The organism is Methylophaga sp. UBA2689 (assembly GCA_002354555.1).
Lineage (GTDB): Bacteria > Pseudomonadota > Gammaproteobacteria > Nitrosococcales > Methylophagaceae > Methylophaga.
Genome location: DELT01000099.1, coordinates 10660 through 22970, shown reverse-complemented (window position 1 = coordinate 22970; position 12311 = coordinate 10660). Strand labels below are relative to the sequence as shown.

Below are 12311 nucleotides of genomic sequence, written 5' to 3'. Positions count from 1 at the left end.
TAGATGTAACTGAGGTTACACCAATCCCTGTTCCAGCATCGCATCCGCAACTTTTCGGAATCCCGCGATATTTGCCCCCAGCATAAGATTGCAGGGTTGATGAAATTCAATGGCAGTCTCTGCACAGCGTTGATAGATATCTTTCATGATAATTTGCAAACGTTGATCCACGTCAGCAAACGACCATTGCATCATACTGGCATTTTGCGCCATTTCGAGCTGGCTGGTGGCGACGCCGCCGGCATTGGCAGCTTTGGCTGGAGCATAATGAATCCCTGCCGCAATAATATGTGCCTGTGCTTCAGCAGTGCAGGGCATATTGGCGCCTTCAGCAATGCAGCTAATACCATTTTTGCACAGTGCAACGGCATCAGCTGCCGATAATTCATTCTGGGTCGCGCACGGAAAAGCAGCATCTGCTTTAATACGCCATACCGCATGACCACCTTCAGGATACTGTTTGATAGGTGTAAACTCAGCGTCAGGGTGTGATTCCAGGTATTTCGCCAAAGAGCAATTTTGATCCTCTTTTAATTCCCTCAGCAGAATTAAATCAATACCTTTTTCGTGATAAATGGTACCGGTGCTGTCAGAGCAGCTTATTGGCAGTGCACCACATTGATAGAGTTTTTCAATAGTATGTATCGCCACATTTCCTGCCCCTGATACCAGGCATTTTTTGCCATCGAGACAATCATCATTGGCTTGCAGCATATTTTCTGTGAAATAGACTAAGCCGTAGCCTGTGGCTTCAGGGCGAACAAGTGATCCCCCCCAATTCAGCGATTTTCCTGTCAGTACTCCTTCAAAGTGACGATTCAAACGTTTGTATTGTCCAAACAGATAGCCAATCTCACGCTTACCCACGCCAATGTCGCCTGCGGGTACATCGATGGTCGCACCAATATGCCGTTGCAACTCGTTCATAAATGCCTGACAGAAACGCATAATTTCGTTATCTGATCGATTTTTGGGATCAAAGTCTGAGCCACCTTTGCCTCCACCGAGTGATAAACCAGTCAATGCATTTTTAAATATCTGCTCAAAGCCCAGAAATTTAACGGTACTGGCAGTGACTGAAGGATGAAAGCGGATACCACCTTTATAGGGGCCCAGTGCGGAGTTGAACTGAACTCGATAGCCTTTGTTAACCTGGACGTTACCGTCATCATCTTGCCAGACAACTCTGAACATAATCTGGCGTTCCGGTTCAACTATGCGTTCGATGATATTTTGTTGTAGATACTGAGGATTTCTGTCCAGCAAAGGGCATATAGATTGGAGAATTTCTTCGGTAGCTTGATAAAACTCTGGCTGACTTGGGCTGCTTCGTTGCAGCTTCTTCATCGTCACCTCAATATAGGACATTCAAACCTCTTTGTTTAACCTGATAATGCAAATATACAATCTAACAGAAGTAATGCTTTTTATCAGACTAAGCAAATTGTTACTGGTTCACCACTTGAATTGATGGCGGAATGAAAACATACTGATTTTATTTACAAATATTGAGTTATTATTTTTCAAATCCACCCGTCTGGAATATACCGACACCATCACGGCCACGAGCTTTGACATCATAAAGCGCCATATCGGCCTTTTTCATAAGCTGAAGGGGAGTTTCATTCGTTTCGGGTAAGTAGGCTGCAATGCCGATACTCAAAGTGATCAATAACCGAATATCCCCAAATACAAGGTGGTTTTCCAGACTCTTGCGCAAGTGTTCAGCCACTTTTACCGCAGCTTCGGGAGAACTTACTTTGTTCAGTAAGACGACGAATTCATCACCACCAAATCGAGCAAGTGTATCCGTCGCTCTTAATGCTGACAGCATGGTTTCTGCTACGCGTTTTATCACTTGATCCCCAACATCATGCCCGTAGGTATCATTGATTTGCTTAAAATGATCGACATCAATAAACATCAGGGCCAGCGGATGTTTATTTCGTTTTGCACCGAGTATTGCCTGATTCATCCGCTCGTCAAACAAACGGCGATTTGGTAAGCCGGTCAAGGCATCATAAAGCGCCATTTTTCGCATTAATTCATGTTCGTGTTTTCTGGCGGTAATATCTTCTATTTGTGAGACAAAATGCAGCAGATCCCCATTTATGTCATGAACCACCGAGACGCTGAGTAATACATCAATTAGTTGATGATTTTTGCATATATAACGCTTTTCCATCTGATAGTGATCAATTTCACCGGCAATAAGCTGATCGACAAAATGTTTATCGACATCGAGATCTTCAGGATGTGTCACATCCATAAAGGTCATTTGTAATAATTCACCTTCGCTGTAACCAAGCATTTCGCAACAGGCTGGGTTTGCCTCCAGCCAGCTCCCATCCAGACCAACCAGTGCCATCCCGATAGCAGCTGTATCAAAGGCATTACGGAAGCGTTCTTCACTGATACGCAGATTGATTTCGATTGCTTTTCGTCCACTGATGTCGGTATGAGTACCAATAGCTCTGAGTGGATTGCCCTGCTCATCACGGTCAACCACCGTGCCACGATCCAGAATCCATTTCCAGCTACCATCTTTACACAGCATACGGTGTTCATTTCGGTACTCAGGTTGGCTGCCATCCAGCAACGCATCAATATCGCTGAATACCTGTTGACGATCATCTGGATGAATACGATCTGACCATTCGCTGACATGAGGAGAAAATTCATCTGGTGTATATCCCAGCATGGAAATCAGTTTTTCCGAAAAAAGCACTTTGTCATCGATAATTGACCAGTCCCATACGCCTTCGCCACTACCTTCCAGCGCATGTTTCCAACGTGCTTCAGTTTGTTCAAGTTGTGTCTGATAAAGCCAGCTGTCAGTAATATCAAAACAAATACCTATCATGCCTGTTGCCAGGCCTGAAGCCTCGAAATTAATGGCCGTCTTGAGTTGTACCATTCGGGTCTCGTTACCAGCCTGTACCAAAGCCTGAATATTGAGATCATCACCATTTGCTTTGCTTCGCTCAAATGCCATTTCCACCCGCTGACGATCAGTTTCTTCAAATCGGGAAAACCAGTCTTCGAGACTAAGAGACTGATTGGCATGTTCCTTCTCGCCAAAAATGCTTAATTGATGCTCATCTACTAACACTATCTGGCGCTGAAAATTCCATTCCCAGGTACCCATGCCAGCGGTATCTGTTGCCAGCTGCAGCTTTAAGTGCTTTTCTTTCAGGGATTGGGTTATTTCGTTTGCCCTGTTTTCTGCTCTTACACGACCACTTGCTAATAACCAGAATATAAAAGCAATTAAAAATGTCATTAACAATTCTAAAAAAAACAATGCAGTTGCTGACTGTTTTTCGAAGGCTTTTATGAATGCTTTATCGGGATAGGCGGTTACTTTCCACTGCCGACCTGCCAGAGTATATGTCTCACTTAATTCAAAAGTATTAGTTTGAAATTGACTGGACTGAAACAGCACATCCTGCGTGCCATCGGTCACATCTGTTATCTGCATATGGCTAAATATGCCATTTTGCGTTAATGAAGCATTGATCACGTCATTTATTCGAAATACAGCATAAACCCAGCCAGTATGGATTTTTTCAGAGGCATTTGATTCAAATAATGGCAGGTACATAAGCAATCCCGTTACGGGTTCTTCGGGATTGTCCTGAACAAGTTTTACCCCTCCAGAGAGCGCGGTGTTGCCACTTTGAAGCGCTTCCATCATGGCCGCACGCCGTGTGGTTTCAGAATACATATCAAAACCAAACGCCCGAAGATTACGTGTCTCAAATGGTTCAAGATACAAAATGCTTGTATAAACTTGCCGTTCACCTTCAGGATAAATGTTGTAGTCAGGAAATCCTGATTGACGGACCATTTCGATATGAGCAGATTTTTCTTCAGGTGTGATCAGTGGTACATATCCCAATCCCTGAATCCCGGGATAAAAAGCTTCCAGCCGGAGTTTTTCAGCGTAATTTCGGAATTCTGAGCGGGTAATAATTTTTGAGGATTCAAATAATCCCTGAGTCGCCCGTAACATCTGTTCGTAGCTGCGGACTTTTTCAGTAATGCTTTGGGTGATTTCGTTAAACGATATAGCAAAGCGATCAGCGATCACCTGCTGATTACGGCTTTTAACTTGATGATATTGTGCCAAGGAAAAACCAGAACCTACCACTATCACCAAAAAAGGTATAAACAATAGTGGCAGTTTGGAAATACTTTTTTTTATATCACAATACAAATAAATAGCTTTCTTCATTTATTTACATGCAGCCAGCCGTCAACATGTGACAGATGCCATACTACATTTTTCCCTTAAAAAATATTTGCATATATTACAAGGTTAATACTTATCTGAGGTAATGCTATTGATACTTATCGCTGCTAATAACCCAAAAGTGGTAGATTGGGCTTTTTTGCTTATAAATAATTAACTGAAATAATCGTCGCTATATTTGATTTGGTGATATGTGTTTAATGATTTAGTTTTTTAAATAAATATGAAAATTTGGTTGTTATAAAAAAATGTAATTAATTTAGATTTTTAAATTGTAATTTTTATTCAATTTATTTTAATAATAGTAGCCGTTTTTATTTTGAAAAAACTATTTATATTTAACATCCTTCTATACTGAACAAATATTAGTTTAAGGTTAAAGGTTATTCTGAATGATAAAGGATGTATCTATCTGGTTTTGGTAGAAAGAAGAATCGTCACAATAGTTTTCAGAAATTAAACGTTAAAAAGTTAAATGCCAGTCTTCAAGAAAAAATTTATTGGATATGAAGCTGAATTTAATTTCAGGACCCGGTTGAGAAATTGGCTTATAAATCGTACCTTTCATGCAAAGTCCTGCCATCGATTCTGCTATAAAGGCAACACCAGTTTCCGCAGCAACAAAACCAAATATTGCATTGCAACTATCCGCCTCTCTTATAGCTTTTGGCATAAATTTTTTGTTATGAAAATGTTCCAGTATATGGTCATATAAGCTGGGGTTTTGAGGTCTGGGAAAAAGAATTATCGTTTCCTGCTTGAGTAATTCAAGTGGTATTTCATTCAGTGAATTAAGAGGATGATTATCCGGTATCATCAAGCCCATGGATTCGGACCGGATATTTATTGTTATCAGGTTTTCGTGTTTTGGTTGCGCCATAATAAATGCGCAATGGATATTATTTTCAAGTACCTTATTAATTAACCCTGTTGTATTGTCTTCAGAAAAAATTAATTCATATCCTGGAAGTTTATCTGTAGTTTTGCGTATCAAGTTGGGTAAAAAACTACTCATTGCAGCACATGTATAACCTATTTTTAATTTGTTATATATTGTTAGAGAGTTGAGTGACTCAGTTATGCCTGTTAGATTGTCAAAAATCTTAGGTAATTTATTTCTAAGTTCTTCGCCTGCTGGTGTTAATGTAACGGTATTGTTTTCTCTAATGAAAAGTTGGCAGTTCAATGCCTCCTCAAGCTGAGAAATTTTTCTTGAAATTGCCGGTTGAGAAATAAACAAATTCTCTGCTGCTTTACTAAAGCTTTTTACTTTAGCAACTTCAAGAAAAGCCCGTAACTGTTTCAGGTCATAGTTGAACTGATAGTTTTTTGTTATACGTTGATTCATTTTTGGTATTAGACCTATTGTTTAAACTAAATATAGCCTTGCGAGTAGTTAAATATGCTTTCCACGCTAAAGGCCAAAAGTTATGAAGATTAACGAACCAGTTACACAAGTAGAAGAATCATACAAAAGTGATGCAAATATACTTACCACTACAAATAGTAAGGGAATTATTACTTATGTCAATCAGGACTTTGTTGATATTAGTGGTTTTACTGAAGAGGAATTGGTAGGCAAAAATCATAATGTAGTAAGGCATCCCGATATGCCACCTGCTGCCTTTGCTGCTTTGTGGGGAAAAGTTAAATCTGATAAGTCCTGGATGGGAATGGTCAAAAATCGTTGCAAAAATGGAAATCACTACTGGGTTGATGCCTACGTTACCCCGATAACAAAAGACGATGGAACACGGGAATACCAGTCAATAAGAAGAAAGCCCAAAAGAGAACATGTGGATCGTGCTTCCCGAATTTACGAAAAGCTTCGCACAGGGAAAAAGACTGCAGAACTTAAAAACTCTCTATCTATAATTTTCAAAATTGCTGCATTAATAGTTCTGCCAATGATGATCCAGATTTTAGCAAGCCTGTTACTTCAAAGCTGGTTATTCATTACTCTCATTTCACTTTTGTGTATCAGTGTTTCACTAGGTGGGGTTTATATCCTGCTATCACCCTTAAAAGTCATTGTTACCAATGCGCGTAAAACCATACATGATCCTGTGGCCAGATATGTCTATAGTGGAAGGCGTGATGAGCTTGGTGATATTGCACTGGCCATGAAGTTTCTCGAGTCTGAAACAGCAGGTTTAATCGGTCGTGTTGCCGACAGCGCCGCTACAATGGGCTCAAATACTTATACTTTAGGTGGGGCTATTAAAGCTTCAAAAGGATATGCCGAGCAACAATTCAATGAGACAGAACAGATTGCAGCGGCAATAAACGAAATGTCTGCGAGTATTCAGGAGGTTTCGAGGAATGCTCAAAACAGTACTTTAATAGCCAATAAAGGGGTTGAGGAAGTTGAAAATGGCAAGAAGGTGGTGCAAATTAGCGTTGATTTGATGCAGACATTGCGAGGCGGTGTCGAGCAAGCATCAGAAACGATCAAAGCACTGGAAAAAAGCAGTAACGATATTGCCATTGTGCTGGACGTAATCAATGAAATTTCTGAGCAAACCAATTTACTCGCTTTAAATGCTGCAATTGAGGCAGCAAGAGCGGGCGATGCTGGACGCGGATTTGCTGTGGTTGCCGATGAAGTTCGCTCCCTTGCCAGTAGAACACGAACTTCTACAGAAGAGATTCGCGTGATGGTTGAGAAGCTTCAAAATAATTCCTCTACCGCTGTTAAGGCGATGAATGAGGGGTTGAAACAGGCAGATACCTGTGTCGGTCATAATCAGGATACAGTCAGTTCTTTTGCAAATATTCTGGATGTGATCCAGAAAATTAATGATATGACCACACAAATCGCTTCTGCAGTTGAGCAACAGAGTGCCGTGGCTGAAGAAATTAGTAAGAGTATTCATAACATAAGAGATTCGTCGGGCAATAACGTCAGAGAGGCAGATAACACTGTTTCCATCAGTTCACACATGATGTCCTTAACAACAAACTTTGAATCCCTGGCCGCTCAATTTTGGGCCAAACAAACTAATTCATAAGCATAAAACGAGGGATTAAGTAGTTTGGAGTAAATTATGTTTGATTTAAGCAATCTAGATTTTCTGTTGATGGAGCTATTTAACAAGGCTCAGGAAGGCATGATTATTACCGATGATAAAGCTCGCATTCTTGTTTGTAATGATGCTTTTTGTCGGATAAGCGGTTTTACAGAACAAGAATTGATTGGAAACAACCCGAGTATTCTAAGCTCCGGTCGGCAGGATAAAAACTTTTATAAGGACATGTGGCTGACTATTGAAGAAAATGGGCGTTGGGAAGGTGAAGTATGGAATAGAAAAAAAGACGGAACTTTCTATGCAGAGCTTTTAAGTGTAAATAAAGTCAACATACCGGGTACTGACACTGTGCATTATTTGGGAATGATGTCTGATATAACCAAAATGAAAGAACATCACACAAGTCTTGAAAAATTAGCCCATTACGATGCACTTACCGGGTTACCTAACAGGCACTTGCTGGGAGATCGGTTTAATCAGGCTGTTGCTAAAGCAAATCGAAATCATGAAATGTTGGCGGTTTGCTTTTTGGACCTGGATGACTTCAAACCAGTAAATGATACTTATGGCCATAACATTGGAGATCAGCTTCTGGTTGAGTTGGCCGATAGAATAAAATCCCAGCTTAGACAGGAAGATACAATATCGAGATATGGCGGTGATGAGTTTGTCATTTTATTGAGTGAGATTCATAGCCGGTCGGATTGTGATGGAATACTCCAAAAACTATTAAATACAGTGAGTCAACCTTATGATCTTGTTGATGGACATAAAATATATATAGGGGCTTCGATTGGCTACACGCTGTATCCTTTCGATAAAGGATCTCTGGATTCTCTGATTGAACACGCTGATCAAACTCTTTATCAGATAAAAAATGCAGGTAAATCAGCATTTTTAATGTATGGAGATACTGAAAAAGTAAAAGAAGTCTCAAAAAGTTCTTTCAGCCATGTTGAAGTCTTATCAGCGATAAACGAAGAGCAGTTGCGATTGTTCTTTCAGCCCAAGATAGATATGACATCCGGCGAAATAATTGGTTTTGAAGCGTTGGTCCGTTGGCAGCATCCTTCAAAGGGTCTTTTATCGCCAATTGAGTTTTTGCCTTCAATAAATGAGTCCGATGTCGAGGTTTTGCTGGGACAGTATGTGATAAAAGAAGCTTTGAAATGTCTTTCGACTTGGCATAACTATGGATTAAAACTACGTGTAAGTGTCAATCTGTCTGCTTATCATCTTGCAAGAAGCTCATTTATAAAAAGTCTGGAGATAATATGTAATGAGTTTCCCGGACTTGATTTGAGTTTTTTTCAAATTGAAATACTGGAGAGCCATGCGCTTGATGAATTATCTTCAATTCAGACTGTTATTGCTGAATGTAAGGAAAAATTAGATATCTCAATGGCTTTGGATGATTTTGGAACAGGATATTCTTCGCTTAGCCACATAAGAACACTTCCCATAAAAACTATCAAGATAGATCAATCTTTTGTTCGGAATATGCTCAATGATGCAGATGACTATAAAATTGTCGAAAGTGTCATTTCTCTTGCCAACTCATTTAACATCGAAGTTATTGCTGAAGGCGTTGAGTCGTTTAAACACGCTCAGATTCTTTTATGTATGGGGTGTAAAATTGCACAGGGTTATGCTATCGCGCGACCAATGCCAGCAGAAAGTGTATTGGAATGGGCTTGCAATTTTTCCATACAAGAACTGATTGTTATTGAAAATAAGAAAAATGATTCCTTAAAAACTTCCCAACTCAGATTATTTATACATTTTCTCGAAATAGAGCATGAATTTTTAAAAAACAATATCCACGCTAAAACCAATAGTAATTTTCCATTAATTGTCTCAGCACATAGTCATTGCGGATTTTGGTTGAAAAAGGCAAAGAGCATTCAATTTATCGAAGCACACCTGCTGGGGCAATTGGAAAACCACTATACAACGCTATTAAACTCAATCGCTAATACACATGTTCTGCATCAGTGTGGTGACATAACGTCGGCAATGATTGCATTCGAAGAGATAGAAGAAGGTTATAAAAATCTGATTAATTTAGTAAATAATTTACGTTAGAGATAAACATCTCTAATAACCACTGTAAATTTATATGATAGTAATCATGTAAGGAAAAAGTCTGTTGCCCAGCATACCGTTGGTTGGTAACCAAGTTCGGATAATTGAACAGCCAAACAAAATTCCAGAGTCAACCTGTGATGCAAAGAGAAAATGTCAGTTATTCGAAGCAGATGATGTCACAATTGCACGAATACCATGACTGGGATGTGTTAACACCGTTGATGTTAAAGGCAAAAGTTTCTCATGTTTCGCTAAGTTTAATTGGATTTAACTCCACTCTCTAAAACTTAAAACTCATGAGCAGAGACTGTCAGTGCTGAAAAAAGACGCCCCATTGGATTTTCTGAAGCTACAAATACAATAAAAACTTGGTAGTAAGAGAAGGAAAATCTCAAATGTAGTAAACAAATAAAAAAGCCTCCGAAGCTAAAAACTTCTGAGGCTTTGTTATATATATGGAGCCGGAGATAGGACTTGAACCTACGACCCACTGATTACAAATCAGTTGCTCTACCAACTGAGCTACACCGGCAACAAGAGGCGCATTATACAAACAGTGTGGGGGGCATGCAAGCCTGAATCACCTGTTAAAAAAATAATGCTGAATCGGTTATTTACTTTCAATGTGATGAGGTAAATAGTCGATTTCAAAAAGTGGGGTGAGTGATGGGGCTCGAACCCACGACCACCGGAATCACAATCCGGGGCTCTACCAACTGAGCTACACTCACCACAGAAATCTATTCAGAAAATCACTCGAAATTAGCTGGGTGACCTTCAGGAAGTCGACAATTGTACTGCCTTTATTTTTCTGGTCAAGGGAAATTGAGCCCCGGGGCCCGTTTATCATTCAAAACCACCACTGAGCTGGTAATTTTAAACTAACCACAGTGGTAACTCTAAATAAACAATCTATGTTATGCCAGATCCAGATCGATTTTCTTTTCATCCAGGTCTACTCGTACCACTTTAACTTTAATGGAATCGCCCAGACGATAGGATTTGCGTGATTTTTCACCCATTAAGCGATGGCCGCTGGCATCAAACTGATAGTAATCATTTTTCAGTGCAGTGACATGAACCAGACCTTCAATGTAGATATCACTCAGTTCCACGAATAAACCAAAACCAGTCACACCGCTGATAACACCTTCATGAACTTCACCAACACGATCACGCATGTATTCACACTTGAGCCAGTCAGCAACATCACGCGTTGCTTCATCAGCTCTACGGCTGGCCATTGAACAATGTTCACCAAGTTGCACCATGGCTTCTTCCGAATAATGCCAGGTGGCCTTTTTCTGTTTAGTAATAGCATGCTTGATCGCACGATGCACTAACAAATCCGGATAGCGTCGAATCGGTGACGTGAAATGTGCATAAGCTTCGAGACCCAGCCCAAAGTGACCCACATTTTCAGGAGAATAAACCGCTTGTTTCATACTGCGTAACATAACTGTTTGCAACAAATGTCCATCAGGGCGTTTGCTGACTGTTTTCAATAAAGAGGCATAGTGGCCGGGCTCAGGCTCATCTCCACCACCTAAAAACAATCCTAACTCACCTAAAAATTCACGTAAGGCAGATAGTTTTTCAACCGATGGCACTTCATGAACACGGTATAAAACCGGCAGTTTGCTGGCGAGCAAATATTTTGCTGCTGCGACGTTGGCCGCAATCATGAATTCTTCAATTAACCGATGGGCATCATTACGTTGACGAGGTTCGATTGAGGAAATTTTCCGATTCTCATCAAACATAAATTGTGTTTCGGTCATTTCAAAATCAATTGCCCCACGTTTTTCGCGTGCTTTGAGCATGACATGAAACAATTCATACATGGTTTCCAGCCCCGGAAGTACATGGGCATATTGATTGCGTAATTCGCTATCATTTTCTTGCAAGATGCTGGCAACCTGTTCGTAAATCAGCCGTGCCTTGGAGTTCATTACTGCTTGGTGAAATTTGTAGGATTCAATTTCACCGTCCTGATTGATGATCATTTCGCAGGCCATGCATAAACGATCAACCTCTGGATTTAATGAACACAAGCCATTGGATAATGCTTCAGGCAACATCGGAATGACCTGACTTGGAAAGTACACTGAAGTGGCGCGTTCCTGGGCATCTTTATCGAGATTATCTTCAGGTTTCACGTAATAGGAAACGTCAGCAATAGCCACCCACAAACGCCAGTTACCTGAGTCCAGTTTTTCTGCATAAACTGCATCGTCAAAGTCACGCGCATCTGAACCATCTATTGTGACCAGCGGCAATTCGCGTAAGTCCAGACGATCATGAATAGCATCCTGAGGAATGGTTTCACCAAAACTTTCAGCCTGAGCCAACGCTTTTGGAGACCAGACATGCGGCAGTTCAAAGCTGCGAAGTGCAATATCGATTTCCATACCGGGCGCCATATGGTCGCCTAATACAGTAACAATTTTGCCTAAAGGCGAGCGATGCTTATTCGGATGTTCAGTAATTTCTGCTTCGACAATTTGTCCGTCTTTGGCATCCATTAAGTCGGGAACAGGAATCATAATATCCTGACTGATGCGACGGTTATGCGGAATTAGATAATAAAGACCGGCGTCTTCCTGCAACCGACCGACCACAGTCTGGTTGGCACGTTTAACTATTTCAACAATCGCGCCTTCTCTACGTCCCCGGCGATCGGTACCGCTGACACGAGCTAACGCACGATCACCATGCAAAACAACTCGCATTTCACGTTCGCTGAGAAATAAATCCTCACCGCCTTCATCAGGAATTAAAAAGCCAAAGCCTTCAGGATGCCCCATTACGCGGCCACTGACCAGATTCATTTTAGAGACAATGCCGTAAGCATTTTTGCGATTACGCAGGATTTGTCCGTCACGCTCCATGGCGCGCAGACGGCGACGAAGTGCCTCGGTTTGTTCTTCCCCTTTGAT

The 12311-nt window shown here is 40.8% G+C and carries 6 protein-coding genes and 2 tRNA genes; 2 read left to right on the top strand and 6 right to left on the bottom strand.

The annotated features are described in order from the left end of the window. Positions 1-15 precede the first annotated feature (15 nt). From gdhA to B3M51_RS12300, 3 genes are all read right to left on the bottom strand, one after another. Entirely contained in the window at positions 16-1368 is a 1353-nt protein-coding gene (gene gdhA / locus B3M51_RS12310; protein WP_292759591.1) for an NADP-specific glutamate dehydrogenase, read from the bottom strand. 148 nt (positions 1369-1516) lie between these two features. Beyond that, positions 1517-4237 (bottom strand): sensor domain-containing diguanylate cyclase, encoded by a 2721-nt coding sequence (locus B3M51_RS12305; RefSeq protein ID WP_292759589.1) that lies wholly within the window; start codon positions 4235-4237, stop codon positions 1517-1519. Positions 4238-4718: 481 nt separating this feature from the next. Further along, entirely contained in the window at positions 4719-5603 is an 885-nt protein-coding gene (locus tag B3M51_RS12300; protein ID WP_292759587.1) for a LysR family transcriptional regulator, read from the bottom strand. Positions 5604-5685: 82 nt separating this feature from the next. Here B3M51_RS12300 and B3M51_RS12295 point away from each other — a divergent pair, with 82 nt between their 5' ends. Continuing rightward, positions 5686-7266, top strand: coding sequence for a methyl-accepting chemotaxis protein (locus B3M51_RS12295; protein WP_292759585.1), 1581 nt, complete (start codon positions 5686-5688; stop codon positions 7264-7266). Between the two features lie 36 nt (positions 7267-7302). After that, a complete protein-coding gene (locus B3M51_RS12290) occupies positions 7303-9369 on the top strand; it encodes a putative bifunctional diguanylate cyclase/phosphodiesterase (protein WP_292759583.1) in 2067 nt (688 codons plus the stop codon). A 459-nt stretch (positions 9370-9828) separates the two neighbouring features. Here the strand turns inward: B3M51_RS12290 and B3M51_RS12285 are convergent. The 3 genes from B3M51_RS12285 to rnr all read right to left on the bottom strand — a co-directional run. Next, a tRNA-Thr gene (locus B3M51_RS12285) sits at positions 9829-9904 on the bottom strand. Positions 9905-10027: 123 nt separating this feature from the next. Beyond that, positions 10028-10103: transfer RNA gene (locus tag B3M51_RS12280), tRNA-His, on the bottom strand. Between the two features lie 186 nt (positions 10104-10289). Further along, on the bottom strand, positions 10290-12311 hold a 2022-nt coding region (gene rnr / locus B3M51_RS12275; RefSeq protein WP_292759581.1), incomplete at its 5' end, for a ribonuclease R.

Coding starts and splice junctions, on each gene's coding strand:
- gdhA (WP_292759591.1), bottom strand. CDS start 1,368: ATGTCCTATATTGAGGTGACGATGAAGAAGCTGCAACGAAGCAGCCCA.
- B3M51_RS12305 (WP_292759589.1), bottom strand. CDS start 4,237: ATGAAGAAAGCTATTTATTTGTATTGTGATATAAAAAAAAGTATTTCC.
- B3M51_RS12300 (WP_292759587.1), bottom strand. CDS start 5,603: ATGAATCAACGTATAACAAAAAACTATCAGTTCAACTATGACCTGAAA.
- B3M51_RS12295 (WP_292759585.1), top strand. CDS start 5,686: ATGAAGATTAACGAACCAGTTACACAAGTAGAAGAATCATACAAAAGT.
- B3M51_RS12290 (WP_292759583.1), top strand. CDS start 7,303: ATGTTTGATTTAAGCAATCTAGATTTTCTGTTGATGGAGCTATTTAAC.